We start from the raw sequence: 16237 nt of genomic DNA, 5'->3' as shown, positions 1-16237 counted from the left end.
AAGCTGTTTCAAGGAATTGTGCGCAGCGCAGTATGGACTCGATTGCCACCTGTACGACAGGCCAGGGACGCAGTTAAGCTGGATCGACCTGTTTGGAGCAGATGTAAATGTTGACCCTGGAAAACCTCTTCGTCCTGATGCTGGTAGCTACGGCAGGCGCCTGGCTGTGGCACAACCACGGTTTGCGTGAAAAAGCCCTGGAGCGGGTCAAACAGCACTGCGCCAAGCTCGACCTCGAGTTGCTCGACGATGCCGTCGCGCTCAAGCGCATCACCCTTGTTCCGGATGCCAATGGCCGCAAACGCCTGGCGCGTGTCTATGCCTTCGAGTTCACGGTTACCGGCGAGCAACGTCATCCCGGTACCATAACCCAGTTCGGCGCCCACAGCGTGCAGATCGAACTGGCGCCCTACCCGTTCGAAATCAAGACCTCGCCACGCGCCGACAACGTCATCGAGATGCAGCAATGGCGTCAGGAGCACAACCGTTGGCGCAACTGATCAGCTAACGCGGCATTCGCTTAAACCGGCTTGCAACGCGGATTGCGACTGTGGCTGGTCGAAAATCAGCTCGATGCGGGTATCCCGGCGCCAATCGCTGGGCTGCCAGATGGGCATGTCGCCGTCGAGGGCATTGAATGATTGCCAGCCTTCCACACTGTGGATAACGCCTTTCGCACGCCGCCATGGCCAAGCTCGCAGGAACGCCAGCAGGCGTTGTGGATAAAACTGTTGGTCGGGATGCCAGCGCCAGCCGATGCTCCAGCCTCCCTCGCCCTGCTGGGCGAGGCAGATCGGTTGGTTCGGAGCTGCCCAAAGGGCTGGGGGAACAGCAACAGTGTCGAGCATGCGATTATCCACAAGCGCAGAGGCGGCCTTGGCGCCGGCTACCATCGGAAGGTCGGACACTGGCAACTTTCCATCGATGGTCCAGAACACGTTCTTTTCAGAAAACCTGTTGGTGATAGATGCCTTGTTACCCTCATCCACCGACTCGGCCTTGTTGAAAACAACATGCTTCGAAGCATCGAGCGCCTGCTGTTGAGCATCCGGCAGCCGCTCGTTGCGAGCCATCGCCTGTGCATCCACGACCATCAACAACGGCTGTACTGCGAGCACCCCAGCCCATGGAGCCTGTTGCAACTGAACAAGCAGCTGCAGTGGATGACCCAGCCCGGATGGCTCTATGAACAGCCGGTCAGGCCGGGACTTGCGCAGCAGCCGGCCCAGGCCGACCTGAAACGGCATGCCATTGACGCAGCACAGACAGCCACCCGCGACCTCGCCAATGGCGACACCGTCCTCGTCACGGTTGAGCAAGGCCGCATCAAGACCAACCAGGCCGAACTCGTTGATCAGCACTGCCCAGCGCTCATGAGCCGGGCGCTGGGCCAACAGATGGCGGATCAGGGTGGTCTTGCCCGCACCGAGCGGGCCGGCGATCACATGGGTAGGAATATTCTGCAGCATGGGGGACTTCAGGCGATGGTGATGCCTCACTATGCGCCGTCAGGCCAGCCAGTCAAGGCTGAGCAGCAGCCGCCCCTGCTGCCCCGGCGGCGAACGATGCATCAAGCCAGCGCCTTCGTTGCCCTGCCACTTCTCGCCCTTGAGCAGCGCTACGTCGCCTGCTTGCAGATGCTGGATGTTATCCACAGGAGGCTGGGCTGTGCGTAAATCCACGCCCTTACTCGCCTGCAGGGGCAACCATTCGGTACCCGGCCCAGCGTAAGTGGTAAGCAAGCGCAGCGGCACGTTATCCACATGGAAGCGTGGGCACATGGGTTCTGCCAGTATCCGTAAACGCAATCCGACCCGCCGTGCGCCAACCAGGCAGGTATAGGCCGCGACCAGCCAGGTCACATCGGCAACGAATGCTTCATAGCCGTGCAGATCCGCTGTTTCCCGCAACAGCTCGGTCAATACCGGCCTGTGCCGCTCGTCGACGTCTATTACGCGTTGGTCTGCCAAAGGCCGGCCAAGGCTGACGGCCAGAGCGGCAAAGTCCTCCAGTTGCGCAGGCAAGCGTCGACGCCATACAGCCAGGTTGACACCATCATGCAGCACGTCGGTCAGCACCTGTGGTGTGTCACCAAATGCCTGAAAGATATCCACAGATTTGCGTACGGCGATCACGCTGCGACCTCCTCCTGCCAGGGTCCGAACGGATCAGGCAGGCGCAACCAGCCCATGGGACCCAGTGCCATCTCCTCGTCGGTCAACAGGCATGCATCGAGTGCTGTGGATAATTCCGCGAAATCGATATTCTGCCCGATGAACACCAGCTCCTGGCGGCAGTCACCGCTGTCGGCAGTCCATTGTTCAAGGATAGCAGCGGTGTTATCCGCATCCTGCGGCCAATGCTCGCGCGGAACGAAGCGCCACCAGCGGCCGGCCAGGCCATGTCGCATCATGCCACCCGCCTGCGACCAGCTCCCGGCCTCCTGGAACTTGCTAGCCAACCAGAAAAAGCCTTTTGAACGTAGCAGCCGGCCATTACTCCAGGGCGTGTGGATAAAATCGAAAAAGCGCTGTGGATGAAGCGGCCGCCGAGCCTGCCAAGTGGTGGCCGCGATACCGTACTCTTCAGTTTCAGGGACATGTTCACCGCGTAGTTCCTGCAACCAGCCAGGAGCCTGGGCGGCCTGGTCGAAGTCGAACAGGCCGGTATCGAGGATACGCGCCAGCGGGACCTCGCCCATGACCATCGGTATGATCTGCGCACGCGCGTTAAGGCTACGCAGGATGGCCATGAGCTCTTCGCGCTGGTGCTGGCTGATCAGGTCGATCTTGCTCAGCAACAACACATCGGCGAACTCGACCTGCTCGATCAGCAGATCGCTGATCGAACGCTCGTCTTCATCACCCAGGGTTTCGCCGCGGCTGGCCAGGCTGTCGGCTGCCTGGTAATCACGCATGAAGTTCAGCCCATCGACCACAGTGACCATGGTGTCCAGCCGCGCCATGTCGGAAAGGCTGCGGCCCTGTTCGTCGCGAAAGGTAAAGGTCTCGGCCACTGGCAGCGGCTCGGAGATCCCAGTGGATTCGATCAGCAAGTAGTCGAACCGACCTTCTTCAGCCAGCCGTGCCACTTCCTCGAGCAAGTCTTCACGCAACGTGCAGCAGATACAGCCATTGCTCATCTCCACCAGCTTTTCTTCAGCACGGTTGAGGCTGACATTGCGCTGTACCTCGTTGGCGTCGATGTTGATTTCGCTCATGTCATTGACAATGACCGCGACCCGCAGGTTATCGCGGTTGCGCAGCACATGGTTGAGCAATGTGCTCTTGCCGGCGCCAAGGAAGCCGGACAGCACGGTAACAGGGAGACGATTGAACATGGCAAAACCTCTTCAGGCGAAGCGCATTCACAACGATGCATTGCACAATGTTATAAAGTAACAATACAATTTCGCCAAGCCGTTCTCGACGAACATGTGCTGATAAAGGATGGAAATGAATCCGCTACGCGCCTCGATGCTGCTATTGCTCGCGCTGCCCACCTCGCTGCTCGCCATGCCACAGGGCGGCTCGTTGGTGCTCTGTACCCGCAGCGCGACACTGCTCGCCTGTCAGGATGGCAAGGGCAGTTTCTATAGCGTCCGCAGCGAAAGCAGCGTCTTTTACCTTCGGGGTTACGACTTCAACAGCCGCCGTCTCTGGGCACAGACCAACAGCCGCTACGGCACATTGACCTTTTTTACCGGCCTGGCCAGTGACGGTGAAGCCTGGGTGGGTTACAGCCGACGCATCGGCTGGACCACCGTTAACCGCGTTTCCAGTTCCAGTGGGCAACGCTTCAACCTGCATTGCAGCTTGATTGCCGGCTGCCGTTGAAACTCTATTATTTGGAATGCCAGATGACTCAGCTCAAGCTCCCCGACATTGCGACCCAGACCCAGGACTATGCCTTACCATTGGACTGGGTGGGGATGTGCGGGATCGCCTTGCCGGTCCACTTCGACGCACGCCAAACGGCGGCTACCGTTGATGCTGGCGTAAGCCTGGTGGACGGCAGCTCACGTGGTATCCATATGTCACGGCTATACCTTGCCCTGCAAGCCTTGGAACACCAGCCGCTTACAACGCTCACCATTCGCCAGCTACTGTCTGATTTCCTCGACAGCCATGAAGGACTGTCTGCAGCGGCCTATCTGCGTCTGCGCTTCGAGCATCTGCTGAAAAGGCGTGCTCTGGTCAGCCCTGTGCACGGCTGGAAAGCCTATCCTGTATCGATCGATGCAAGGATCGAAAAAGGAATGTTCCACGTGGAACTATCTGTTTCCATTCCCTACTCTTCGACCTGCCCATGCTCGGCTGCGCTTTCACGGCAGCTGATCCAGCATCAGTTCCAGGCGGACTTCCCCGCCGCGCAGGTCGACAAGGCTGCGGTGTTACGGTGGCTTGGCAGCGCCGAGGGCATCGTCGCGACACCCCATAGCCAACGCAGTAGCGCGCACATTCAGGTGAGGTTACGCAGCAGTCAGCAGCATCTGCCAATCACCGAACTGATCGATCGCATGGAAGCGAGCCTGGCGACAGCGGTACAGACCGCAGTCAAGCGTGCCGATGAACAAGCGTTCGCCTTGGCCAATGGCCAGAATCTTATGTTCTGTGAAGACGCTGCTCGGCGTTTGCATAAGGCGTTGCGACAAGTTGAATGGAGCACAGCCTTCAAACTGCGAGTGGAACATGCAGAAAGCCTGCATGCCCACGATGCTGTCGCTTCCAGCCAGTGGCAGTGGGATATCAGCTACGCGGCTTGACCGAACCGCAGTCATTCCCCAACCACACGGCACGGGTATTCATACTGCCTTGCTGCTGCACACCCGAAGCGTTGAACGTGCCGTTCACTTGTGTAGTGAACTCGCGGTCGCTTAGGAACGTCGCCTGACCAGTGCCCTGTGCACGCGGGCAACTGAACTGGAACTTCCACACATTGCCGGTGCGGTCGGTAATTTTCTGGGTGCAACCTGACTTAGGGTCCTGCAACGGAATGTCATTGGTGGCTACTTGCTCCGGGGTCAGGCAAGAACGCACCCCCTTACCGCCGACAGTGACACCTTGCTTAGCCAGCACGCCTTCCATCATCGCGCGCTGTTCCGGCGGCAGGTTCTTCAACTGGCCGAGCATGAATTCCATATCAGGTAACGGCTTGCCATCGACCTGCATGTTGCTGGTGGTCAGCTCCCACAAACCTGGCTGCAGCATTTGCGCATGCACCAGTGGGCTGCTCATAGCTAGGGCCAAAGCCAACAGTGGCAGACGAATCTTCATGGACGAACGCTCCTGGGGAAAGCCGGCCAACCGGGCCGGGCTGAGCCTTAGACGCCAAATCCACCTGCAGGTTGCAAGGCAGAGCGGGAACGTGTTCTGTTACTCAATGTATACTCGGCAAGCAGGATGCATATGGATTACCACAGCCCCTACTTCTTCGGTTATCTACTCGGCCTGATTCACCTGCTGGGTATCGTCGCAGCACTTCATGCACTATTCACCGTGCGCACTGCCCAAGGTGCAATTGCCTGGGCCATGCCATTGTTCTTCATTCCCTACCTCACCTTGATTCCCTACCTGGTTTTCGGTGCACGCTCGTTCTATGCCTACATCAAGGCCAGGCGCCAAGCCAACCAGGAAATGCACGTTGCCATGGCCAACCTGAACTGGCGGCCATGGGTAGAAGAGGCTCTCACCGCCCGCGAGTCGGAAAGCTACGCAGCCTTGCGTGCCATGCCCAAGCTTGGCCGCATGCCTTGCCTGGCGAACAACCAGGTGAAGCTGCTGATCGACGGGAAAGCAACGTTCGATGCCATCTTCACTGCCATCGAAAAAGCCCGCGATGTGGTGCTGGTCCAGTTCTTCATCATCCACGACGACAGCCTCGGTAAGGCGCTGCAGCAACTGCTGCTGCGCAAGGCTGCCGAAGGCGTGCAGATATTCGTCCTGTACGACCGGGTCGGCAGCCACGCCCTGCCGGCAAGCTACAGTCAGGTCTTGCGTGAAGGTGGTGTGCAGATCCATGCCTTTGCCACTCGCCGAGGCTGGTTCAACCGCTTCCAGGTAAACTTTCGCAACCACCGCAAGATCGTGGTGGTGGATGGCCTGCTTGGTTTCGTCGGTGGCCATAACGTGGGCGATGAATACCTGGGCGCACGCCCGCAGCTCTCGCCCTGGCGCGATACCCATGTCCAGATCACCGGGCCGGTGTTGGCGTGCCTGCAAGAGTCATTCGCCGAGGATTGGTATTGGGCCACGCGCCAGTTGCCTCCACTGATCCTGCCGGACGCCTACCCGGACGACGGCGTGCTCTGTCAGGCCTTGGCAAGTGGTCCGGCAGACCCACAGGAAACCTGCTCGTTGTTCTTCATCGAAGCGATTCATTCAGCCACCCGGCGAGTGTGGATCACCAGCCCGTACTTCATCCCCGACGAAGCGGTATTCGCCGCGTTGCGCCTGGCGGTACTGCGCGGGGTAGACGTACGCGTGTTGATACCGTCACGCCCCGATCACCGCATCGTCTATGCCGCGTCCAGCCTGTTTGCCTTCGAAGCGGTGCGTGCCGGGGTGCGCATGTTCCGCTACCAACCCGGCTTCCTGCACCAGAAGGTGGTGCTGGTGGATGACGAGATCAGCGCGATCGGCAGTGCCAACCTCGATAACCGCTCGTTCCGCCTGAACTTCGAAATAACTCTGTTGACGGTAGACCGCAGCTTCGCCGACCAGGTCGAGACCATGTTGATCAATGACTTTGAACAGGCCCGGGAAATAACCGCGGAGGACAGCCGTGACACCCATCGGCTACAGCAACTGGGGATGCGGATAGCGCGGCTGATTTCGCCGATCCTGTAAGGAGTGGACGCAATTTCTGCTGCGCGTCACGAGCCTTGCGGGAACGGGTATACGCGTAAATACGCCGGTACAATCACTGGCGCTTTCACGAGTAAACCCGCCCCACGGTGAAGCAGGCAAAGTCAGCGATAAAGGTCTTCACGCGTCCAGGGCAGGTCGTGATGCCCATCGGCGTATGGCTTCACTGCCAGAATCTGGTGCAGGTTGATCCAGCCCTTTTCGAAGGCGTAGGCACACCCGGCCAGGTACAGGCGCCAGATGCGCAAAGTCTTCTCAGGCACCAGATCCGCGGCCTTGTGCAGCTGGTTTTCCAGGTTCTCGCTCCAGTGGTGCAGGGTCTTGGCGTAGTGCAGACGCAAGCTTTCCACGTCTACCACTTCCAATCCCGCTTCACAAATGCTGGCACTGATCATCGACAGGTGCGGCAGTTCGCCATGAGGGAACACGTAGCGGTCGATGAAGTCGCCAGCACCACGCCCGACCGGGCGGCCATCGACGTGCTTGGCGGTGATGCCGTGGTTCATCACCAGGCCGCCTTCCCTCACGGCACCGAACAGCTTATTGCAATACAGCGCCAGGTTGGCGTGGCCCACATGCTCGAACATGCCAACGCTGACCACCTTGTCGAAGCGGCCGTCCTGCGGCAGGTCACGGTAGTCAAGGATCTTCAGTTCGACCTTGCCGTCGAGGCCTTCTGCCTTGACACGCTCCTGGCCGAGCTTCAGCTGCTCCTTGCTCAAGGTGATGCCGAACACCTTGGCGCCATACTCACGGGCAGCGAAACGCGCCAGCCCACCCCAGCCACAGCCAACGTCGAGCAGATAGTCGCCGGCGTCCAGGCGCAACTTGCGACACAAGTGATCGAACTTGTCCTGCTGCGCCTGATCGAGCGTGTTGTCCGGCTCGCGGAAATAGGCGCACGAGTAGGCCATGTCCTGATCCAGCCACAACTGGTAGAACGCGTTGGAAACGTCATAGTGGTAGGAAATGGCTTCGGCGTCAGTGCTCTTGTCGTGGGCTTGCCGTTGCGGTGGCGCCTGATCCTCCTCGGTCAGCAGCGCTTCGCTCAGCTCATCGCACACGCGTATGGCTTCACCGATATCCCCTTCCAGCTCCAGCTTGCCCTCGACGAATGCCGTGCCCAACTGGTCCATGCTTGGGTGGCTCAACTGGCTGATCAGCTGTGGCTCCTTGACCAGGATTGTGACCTGCGGGCTGGGCCCCAGATCGAACTGGTTACCGTCCCACAGTTTCAGCCGCAGCGGCAGATGCAGGCTCTGCAGTGCCGGTGGAAGTTGCGCAAGCATGAACGACCCTCCTGTCCGTATTTGGCCACGACGCCTTAAATTTCGAACGTCGCCGGAACAGAGTAGTTCATTCGTGGGATGTTTCCTTTATACGAGACCATGGTCTAGAACCAGCTGATCTTACCTAGCCTGCAGATTGTATACAATTCGCACATCTCAGCTTACCCTTGTGCCCCTAGCCCACTTCTTCATCCTGGAGTTGAACCCATGAAATCCTATGACGTGGTGATCATTGGCGGCGGCCCTGGCGGCTACAACGCAGCCATCCGTGCCGGCCAACTAGGCCTGAGCGTTGCCTGCGTGGAAGGCCGCTCGACCCTCGGCGGCACCTGCCTGAACGTCGGTTGCATGCCTTCCAAGGCATTGCTGCATGCGTCCGAGCTCTACGAAGCCGCCAGCGGTGGCGAATTTGCTCACCTCGGTATCGAGGTAAAACCTAACCTCAACCTCGGCCAGATGATGAAGCAGAAGGACGAGAGCGTGACCGGCCTGACCAAGGGCATCGAGTACCTGTTTCGCAAGAACAAGGTTGACTGGATCAAGGGCTGGGGTCGCCTGGATGGCATTGGCAAGGTCGTGGTCAAGGCCGAGGACGGCAGCGAAACTGCATTACAGGCCAAGGACATCGTGATTGCCACTGGCTCCGAGCCGACACCGTTGCCAGGCGTGACCATTGACAACCAGCGCATCATCGACTCGACCGGCGCACTGTCGCTGCCACAGGTACCCAAGCACCTGATAGTCATCGGTGCCGGCGTCATCGGCCTAGAGCTGGGTTCGGTATGGCGACGCTTGGGCAGCCAGGTAACGGTCATCGAATACCTCGACCGCATCTGCCCGGGCACCGACGAGGAAACCGCCAAGACCCTGCAGAAGGCACTGGCCAAGCAAGGCATGGTGTTCAAGTTGGGCAGCAAGGTGACCCAGGCCAACGCCAGCGCAGAAGGCGTCAGCCTGACCCTGGAGCCCGCCGCTGGCGGCAACGCAGAAACGCTGCAGGCCGACTACGTACTGGTTGCCATCGGCCGCCGTCCCTATACCCAAGGGCTGAACCTGGAAAGCGTGGGCCTGGCAACCGACCAGCGCGGCATGCTCGGCAACGACAACCACCGCACGTCCGTGCCGGGAATCTGGGTCATTGGCGACGTCACTTCTGGCCCGATGCTGGCGCACAAGGCCGAAGACGAAGCGGTGGCCTGCATCGAACGCATCGCCGGCAAGCCCCATGAGGTCAACTACAACCTTATCCCGGGTGTGATCTACACGCGCCCGGAGCTGGCCAGCGTGGGCAAGACCGAAGAGCAACTCAAGGCCGAAGGCCGTGCCTACAAGGTCGGCAAGTTCCCCTTCACTGCAAACAGCCGTGCCAAGATCAACCATGAGACCGAAGGTTTCGCCAAGGTCATCGCTGATGCCCAGACCGATGAAGTGCTGGGGGTTCACCTGGTCGGCCCAAGTGTCAGCGAGATGATTGGTGAGTTCTGCGTGGCCATGGAATTCTCGGCCTCGGCAGAGGACATCGCCCTCACCTGCCACCCCCACCCGACCCGCTCCGAGGCCTTGCGCCAGGCAGCGATGAATGTGGATGGCATGGCGATGCAGATCTGAGGCTGGGCTGCGAGGGGCTGCATTGCGGCCCTTTCACGACCCGAGGCTGCTATGGCCCTGCATTGGCCTGAGCGGCGTTGTGCTTGGAATGTTGTTGGGCGGTGTTCCGTCAGCAGGAGTGCATTGCCAGTGCCTTCCAGTTGCATCGCCAGAAGACACCGGGGTGTTTGGGGCTAAATCGAGGAGCAGACCTATGAATCCTTGATTCAAGGACCGAGAGGACTCTGTTTCTGCTACCGCAGTCCAGCCCGAAAGCTGGACTTGGGCTAGCCGGTGCAACCACAGCATTGATCGCCCCCGGCTTGCGCCTTACTCGACCGTAACCGACTTCGCCAGATTCCGCGGCTGGTCCACGTCAGTGCCCTTGAGCACTGCAACGTAGTACGACAACAACTGCAGCGGAATGGTGTAGAGAATCGGTGCCAAGGCGTCCGCAATGTGCGGCACCTTGATCACGTGGGTACCTTCGCCGTTGGTCATGCCAGCCTGTTCGTCGGCGAACACCACCAGCTCACCACCACGCGCACGCACTTCCTGCAGGTTGGATTTGAGCTTTTCCAGCAGTTCATTGTTCGGCGCCACGGTGACCACTGGCATGTCATTGTCCACCAGGGCCAGCGGGCCGTGCTTCAGTTCGCCAGCCGGGTAAGCTTCAGCATGGATGTAGGAGATTTCCTTGAGCTTGAGCGCACCTTCCATTGCTACCGGGTATTGCGCACCGCGGCCGAGGAACAAGGTGTGGTGCTTGTCGGCGAACAGTTCGGCGATTTTCTCGACGGTTGCATCCATGGCCAACGCTTCACCCAGGCGTGCCGGCAGGCGACGCAGCTCCTCTACCAGCCCGGCTTCGACCCCGGCTTCCAGGGTACCCCGCACTTGGCCCAGGGCCAAGGTCAGCAGCATCAGCGATACCAGCTGGGTGGTGAAGGCTTTGGTCGAGGCCACGCCGATTTCCGGGCCAGCCAGGGTAAGCAGGGTCAGGTCCGACTCACGCACCAGCGAGCTGATGCCCACGTTGCAGATTGCCAGGCTGCCGAGGAAGCCCAGCTCCTTGGCGTTACGCAGCGCGGCCAGGGTATCGGCGGTTTCCCCAGACTGCGAAATGGAGACGAACAGCGTGTCTGGCTGCACCACTACCTTGCGGTAGCGGAACTCGCTGGCCACTTCAACTTGGCACGGGATGCCGGCCAGGCTTTCCAGCCAGTAACGGGCGACCATGCCAGCATGATAGCTGGTGCCGCAGGCAACGATCTGCACGTTGCGCACCTTGGCGAACAGTTCAGCAGCCTGCGGGCCGAAGGCCTGGACCATCACGCTGTCCTTGCCCAGGCGGCCTTCCAGGGTACGCTGCACCACGCTTGGCTGCTCGTGAATTTCCTTGAGCATGAAGTGACGGTAGGTTCCCTTGTCGGCGGCTTCGGCACCTTCGTGGTACTGCACGGTTTCGCGCTGGACCTTGTGGCCGTCCTGGTCCCAGATGGAAACCTGATCACGGCGAATTTCGGCGATGTCGCCCTCTTCCAGGTACATGAAGCGGTCGGTGACCTGGCGCAGGGCCAGCTGGTCGGAGGCAAGGAAGTTCTCACCCAGGCCCAGGCCGATGACCAGCGGGCTGCCGCTGCGGGCCGCTACCAGGCGGTCAGGCTGGCTGGCACTGATCAGCGCCAGGCCGTAGGCACCACGCAGGCGCTTCACAGCGGCCTTCAGCGCATCGGTCAGGTCCGGGGTGGTCTTCAGGGTATGGTGGATCAAGTGGACGATGACTTCGGTATCGGTCTGCGAAGTGAAGACATAGCCAAGGCCCTTCAGCTCTTCGCGCAGTTCTTCATGGTTCTCGATGATGCCGTTGTGCACCACGGCCACTTCATTGTTCGAGAAGTGCGGGTGGGCATTGCCCTCGGTTGGCGCACCGTGGGTGGCCCAGCGGGTGTGGGCGATGCCCAGCTGGCCAGACAGCGGTTCGGCAGCAACCGCGGCCTCCAGTTCGCTGACCTTGCCGATACGACGGCGGCGCTGCAATTCACCACTCGAAGTGAGCACGGCCAGGCCGGCGCTGTCGTACCCGCGGTACTCAAGACGCTTGAGACCTTCGATCAGGATGGCTGTGATGTTGCGCTCGGCTACGGCACCAACGATTCCACACATGGTTTATTGCTCCTGGCTGATCGCGGCGCAGATCAGGTTGATGCCGCGGGCTTGAATTTGTTCGCGTGCCGCTGCGGGCAGGCGCTCGTCAGTAATAAGGGTGTGTACGCTGCCCCAGGGCAGCTCGAGGTTGGGGATCTTGCGCCCCACTTTGTCCGACTCGACCATCACGATCACTTCACGGGCAACTTCGGCCATGACCCGGCTCAGCCCGAGCAACTCGTTGAACGTGGTGGTGCCACGGCCGAGATCGATGCCGTCGGCACCGATGAACAGCTGGTCGAAATCGTAGGAACGCAATACCTGCTCGGCCACCTGGCCCTGGAACGATTCGGAATGAGGGTCCCAGGTTCCGCCCGTCATCAACAGCACCGGTTCGTGTTCGAGGTCGCAGATGGCACGTGCAACGTTCAGCGAATTGGTCATCACCACCAGGCCAGGCTGGCGCCCCAGTTCGGGAATCATGGCTGCGGTGGTGCTGCCGCTGTCGATGATGATCCGCGCATGTTCGCGAATGCGCCCGACGGCGGCACGTGCTATCGCCCTTTTATAGGAAGACACAGGCTGGGCGGGTTCACCGAGCAGCTCTTGCGGCACCGGAACTGCGCCACCGTAGCGGCGTAGCAGCAGACCATTGGTCTCGAGGGCGGCGAGGTCCTTGCGAATGGTAACTTCCGAGGTGGCGAAACGCTTGGCCAAGGCGTCAACACTCACCTCGCCCTGCTCGCTGAGCAACGCCAGAATGTTGTGCCTGCGCTGTGGAGTGTTTCGTTTCGACATGAGCGCTTAAGTTTCGGTTCGAAAGATAATGAAGGCAATCAAAACCTAAGACGGACGATTCGTCAAGCTGTGGATAAAGCTCAGGGACAAATGGGCACCCAGTTGGAACGACATTCTTCAGAAAGGGTGCACTGCTAATAAAAAAACCGACTTATTCACATAAGTCGGCTTTCCATCAAAACAGCTGTGTATAACTCAGCTTTTCTTGATCTTCTCTGGTCGCTTCCAGCCCGCGATGTTGCGCTGGCGCGCCCGGGCCACCGCCAGGTCGCCAGCTTCAACGGTCTGGGTGATGGTCGAACCGGCTGCAGTGGTAGCACCCGTCTGGATTTCCACTGGCGCGACCAGCGAGTTGTTCGAGCCGATGAAGACGTCTTCGCCCATCACGGTCTTGAACTTGTTGGCCCCATCGTAGTTGCAGGTGATAGTGCCGGCACCAATGTTGGTACGCGCGCCGATTTCGGCATCACCCAGATAGGTCAGGTGCCCGGCCTTGGCTCCTTCGCCCAAATGGGCGTTTTTCAGTTCGACGAAGTTACCCACATGGGCCTTGGCGTCCAGCACGCTGCCCGGGCGCAGGCGGGCGAACGGGCCGGCGTCGCTGCCCTCGCCCATCACGGCGCCTTCAAGGTGGCTGTTGGCCTTGACCACTGCGCCTTTGCGCAGGGTAGTATTCTTGATCACGCAGTTCGGGCCGATCTGTACGTCATCCTCGATGACGACCTTGCCTTCGAGAATCACATTGATGTCGATCAGCACGTCGCGGCCGACGGTCACTTCACCGCGGACATCGAAGCGTGCCGGGTCGCGCAGGGTCACCCCTTGGGCCATCAAGCGACGGCCTTCGCGCAACTGGTAGTGACGTTCCAGCTCGGACAGCTGGCGACGGTCATTGGCGCCTTGCACTTCCATCGGGTCGTGCGGCTGTTCGGTAGCCACCACCAGGCCATCGGCCACTGCCATGGCAATGACATCGGTCAGGTAGTACTCGCCCTGGGCATTGTTGTTCGACAGACGCCCCATCCAGTCCGCCAGCCGGGCGGCCGGCAGGGCCAGAATGCCAGTGTTGCCTTCCTTGATCGCTTTCTGCGCATCGTTGGCGTCCTTGTGCTCAACGATAGCGGTCACCTTGCCGTGCTCGTCCCGCACAATACGGCCATAACCGGTCGGATCTTCCAGAGTGACCGTGAGCAGGCCCAGTTGCTGGGGGTTGGCCTTGGCCAGCAGCCGCTGCAGCGTTTCCACCTCGATCAGAGGCACGTCGCCATATAGCACCAGCACGGTGTCGGCAGTGAGGGCCGGCAATGCCTGGGCAACCGCATGACCGGTGCCCAGCTGCTTGTCCTGCATGACGAAATCAAGATCGTCAGCGGCCAGGCGCTCGCGTACCAGCTCGGCTCCATGGCCAATGACCACGTGGATACCTTGCGGCTGAAGCTGACGCGCAGTGTGGATAACATGGCCGAGCATGGAATTGCCGGCTACCGGGTGCAGCACCTTGGGCAGCGCCGAGCGCATGCGGGTGCCTTGGCCGGCAGCGAGAATAACGATATCGAGTGACATTACTGGCTACCAATCCTGGGCGGTCAGTGGAATGACCGGTTTTATGGTTTACAAAAAAGAAAAAGGGTAGCCGATGGCTACCCTTGTTCTCAATCTACATGAAGCCTGCGGAATTAACCGCCGAACTTCTTGCGGATCTGCTGGACGGTACGCAGCTGAGCTGCGGCCTCGGCCAGACGTGCGGATGCGGCACTGTAGTCGAAATCCGCGCCTTTCTCATGCAGGGCCTTCTCAGCTGCCTTGACGGCATCCTGAGCGGAGGCTTCGTCCAGGTCGGCTGCACGTTGCACGGTATCGGCGAGTACCTTGACCATGTTCGGCTGCACTTCCAGGAAGCCACCGGAGATGTAGAACACCTCGCGCTCGCCGCCCTGCTTGGTCAGCGTGATCGGACCTGGCTTCAGATTGGTGATCAGCGGCGCATGGCCTGGAGCGATACCCAGATCGCCCAGGTTGCCGTGCGCAACCACCATCTCGACCAGACCAGAGAAGATTTCTCCTTCCGCGCTGACGATATCGCAATGGACTGTCATAGCCATCTGCTTGCCTCAACCTGATTAGCGCCCCTTTCGGGGCGCCGGGATTACAGTTTCTTGGCTTTCTCGATCGCTTCGTCGATGCTGCCGACCATGTAGAACGCTTGTTCTGGCAGGTGGTCGTAGTCACCTTTGAGGATGCCGCTGAAGCCAGCGATGGTGTCTTTCAGGGAAACGTACTTGCCTGGCGAACCGGTGAAGACTTCGGCCACGAAGAACGGCTGCGACAGGAAGCGCTGGATCTTACGAGCGCGGGCTACCAATTGCTTGTCGGCTTCGGACAGTTCGTCCATACCCAGGATCGCAATGATGTCCTTCAGCTCTTTGTAGCGCTGCAGAACATACTGAACCTGGCGGGCAGTTTCGTAGTGCTCGTTGCCGATCACGTTCGGGTCCAGCTGGCGCGAAGTCGAGTCCAGTGGGTCGACCGCCGGGTAGATACCCAGGGAAGCGATGTCACGGGACAGAACGACGGTGGCGTCCAGGTGGGCGAAGGTGGTGGCTGGCGACGGGTCGGTCAGGTCGTCCGCAGGTACGTATACGGCCTGGATCGAGGTGATCGAACCTTCTTTGGTCGAAGTGATACGCTCTTGCAGAACGCCCATCTCTTCGGCCAGGGTCGGCTGGTAACCTACTGCGGAAGGCATACGGCCCAGCAGTGCGGATACTTCGGTACCGGCCAGGGTGTAACGGTAGATGTTGTCGACGAACAGCAGAACGTCGTTACCTTCGTCACGGAACTTCTCAGCCATGGTCAGGCCGGTCAGCGCTACGCGCAGACGGTTTCCTGGTGGCTCGTTCATCTGACCGTAGACCAGTGCTACTTTGTCGAGAACGTTGGAGTCCTTCATCTCGTGGTAGAAGTCGTTACCCTCACGAGTACGCTCACCCACACCGGCGAACACGGAATAACCGCTGTGCTCGATGGCGATGTTACGGATCAGTTCCATCATGTTGACGGTCTTGCCAACACCGGCACCACCGAACAGACCAACCTTACCACCCTTGGCGAACGGGCAAACCAGGTCGATAACCTTGATGCCGGTTTCCAGCAGGTCGTTGCCGCCTGCCTGGTCAGCGAAGGAAGGTGCCTTCTGGTGAATACCACGACGCTCTTCTTCGCCGATCGGGCCGGCTTCGTCGATCGGGTTGCCCAGAACGTCCATGATGCGGCCCAGGGTGGCCTTACCAACAGGAACGGAGATGGCAGCGCCGGTGTCGACGACATCCAGACCGCGCTTCAGGCCTTCGGTCGAGCCCATTGCAATGGTACGAACCACGCCGTCGCCCAGCTGCTGCTGAACTTCCAGGGTGGTGTCCGCGCCTTGTACTTTCAGCGCGTTGTAAACACTCGGCACGACGTCACGTGGGAATTCCACGTCGATGACGGCGCCGATGATTTGAACGATACGTCCGCTACTCATAGCTGGATCCTCTGAATATGTGAACC

Annotated in this window: 15 protein-coding genes; 5 read left to right on the top strand and 10 right to left on the bottom strand. The window is 59.9% G+C overall.

Translation table 11 applies throughout. The features are described from left to right. Positions 1-107 precede the first annotated feature (107 nt). Entirely contained in the window at positions 108-500 is a 393-nt protein-coding gene (locus ACVWZT_RS08905; RefSeq protein WP_457469000.1) for a DUF3301 domain-containing protein, read from the top strand. On the opposite strand, the gene ACVWZT_RS08900 is transcribed toward ACVWZT_RS08905, so the two are convergent. Genes ACVWZT_RS08900 through zigA form a run of 3 tightly spaced genes read right to left on the bottom strand, consistent with a single transcriptional unit; the run spans position 501 to position 3340 of the window. After that, positions 501-1469, bottom strand: coding sequence for a CobW family GTP-binding protein (locus tag ACVWZT_RS08900; protein WP_457468999.1), 969 nt, complete (start codon positions 1467-1469; stop codon positions 501-503). A gap of 39 nt (positions 1470-1508) precedes the next feature. Beyond that, positions 1509-2135, bottom strand: coding sequence for a DUF1826 domain-containing protein (locus ACVWZT_RS08895; RefSeq protein ID WP_296234953.1), 627 nt, complete (start codon positions 2133-2135; stop codon positions 1509-1511). Beyond that, the gene (zigA, locus tag ACVWZT_RS08890) at positions 2132-3340 is read right to left on the bottom strand and encodes a zinc metallochaperone GTPase ZigA (protein ID WP_457468997.1); all 1209 of its coding nucleotides are present in this window, start codon (positions 3338-3340) and stop codon (positions 2132-2134) included. Before zigA ends, ACVWZT_RS08895 begins: the two co-directional genes overlap by 4 nt. 109 nt (positions 3341-3449) lie before the next feature. Here zigA and ACVWZT_RS08885 point away from each other — a divergent pair, with 109 nt between their 5' ends. Continuing rightward, on the top strand, positions 3450-3836 hold the full coding sequence (locus ACVWZT_RS08885; RefSeq protein ID WP_457468996.1) for a glutamine synthetase: 387 nt from the start codon (positions 3450-3452) through the stop codon (positions 3834-3836). Positions 3837-3859: 23 nt separating this feature from the next. Continuing rightward, the gene (gene folE2, locus ACVWZT_RS08880; RefSeq protein ID WP_457468994.1) at positions 3860-4765 is read left to right on the top strand and encodes a GTP cyclohydrolase FolE2; all 906 of its coding nucleotides are present in this window, start codon (positions 3860-3862) and stop codon (positions 4763-4765) included. On the opposite strand, the gene ACVWZT_RS08875 is transcribed toward folE2, so the two are convergent. Then, complete coding sequence (locus ACVWZT_RS08875) at positions 4749-5276, bottom strand: DUF3617 domain-containing protein (RefSeq protein WP_296234949.1); 528 nt, start codon at positions 5274-5276, stop codon at positions 4749-4751. The genes folE2 and ACVWZT_RS08875 overlap by 17 nt on opposite strands. Before the next feature lie 132 nt (positions 5277-5408). Here ACVWZT_RS08875 and cls point away from each other — a divergent pair, with 132 nt between their 5' ends. Then, entirely contained in the window at positions 5409-6848 is a 1440-nt protein-coding gene (gene cls, locus ACVWZT_RS08870; RefSeq protein ID WP_457468993.1) for a cardiolipin synthase, read from the top strand. Positions 6849-6970: 122 nt separating this feature from the next. Here cls and cfaB read toward each other — a convergent pair whose 3' ends face one another. Further along, positions 6971-8155 carry a C17 cyclopropane fatty acid synthase CfaB gene (gene cfaB / locus ACVWZT_RS08865; RefSeq protein WP_457468992.1) on the bottom strand — a complete coding sequence of 395 codons (1185 nt, stop codon included), beginning with the start codon at positions 8153-8155 and terminating at the stop codon, positions 6971-6973. 207 nt (positions 8156-8362) lie between these two features. On the opposite strand from cfaB, the gene lpdA reads away from it, so the two are divergent. Further along, positions 8363-9763, top strand: coding sequence for a dihydrolipoyl dehydrogenase (gene lpdA / locus ACVWZT_RS08860; RefSeq protein ID WP_296234946.1), 1401 nt, complete (start codon positions 8363-8365; stop codon positions 9761-9763). 309 nt (positions 9764-10072) lie between these two features. Here lpdA and glmS read toward each other — a convergent pair whose 3' ends face one another. The 5 genes from glmS to atpD all read right to left on the bottom strand — a co-directional run bounded on the left by glmS (position 10073) and on the right by atpD (position 16211). Then, positions 10073-11908 carry a glutamine--fructose-6-phosphate transaminase (isomerizing) gene (gene glmS, locus ACVWZT_RS08855; RefSeq protein WP_457468991.1) on the bottom strand — a complete coding sequence of 612 codons (1836 nt, stop codon included), beginning with the start codon at positions 11906-11908 and terminating at the stop codon, positions 10073-10075. Positions 11909-11911: 3 nt separating this feature from the next. Beyond that, positions 11912-12688 carry a DeoR/GlpR family DNA-binding transcription regulator gene (locus ACVWZT_RS08850; RefSeq protein ID WP_457468990.1) on the bottom strand — a complete coding sequence of 259 codons (777 nt, stop codon included), beginning with the start codon at positions 12686-12688 and terminating at the stop codon, positions 11912-11914. Positions 12689-12883: 195 nt separating this feature from the next. Then, entirely contained in the window at positions 12884-14251 is a 1368-nt protein-coding gene (glmU, locus tag ACVWZT_RS08845; RefSeq protein ID WP_457468988.1) for a bifunctional UDP-N-acetylglucosamine diphosphorylase/glucosamine-1-phosphate N-acetyltransferase GlmU, read from the bottom strand. A 113-nt stretch (positions 14252-14364) separates the two neighbouring features. Beyond that, entirely contained in the window at positions 14365-14790 is a 426-nt protein-coding gene (locus ACVWZT_RS08840) for a F0F1 ATP synthase subunit epsilon (protein WP_023383131.1), read from the bottom strand. Between the two features lie 44 nt (positions 14791-14834). Next, on the bottom strand, positions 14835-16211 hold the full coding sequence (gene atpD, locus ACVWZT_RS08835) for a F0F1 ATP synthase subunit beta (protein ID WP_170033980.1): 1377 nt from the start codon (positions 16209-16211) through the stop codon (positions 14835-14837). Between the last annotated feature and the right edge of the window lie 26 nt (positions 16212-16237).

The organism is Pseudomonas sp. TE21394 (assembly GCF_054057835.1).
The sequence above is the reverse complement of the archived record's forward strand: the minus strand, read 5'-3'. Positions and strand labels throughout refer to the sequence as shown.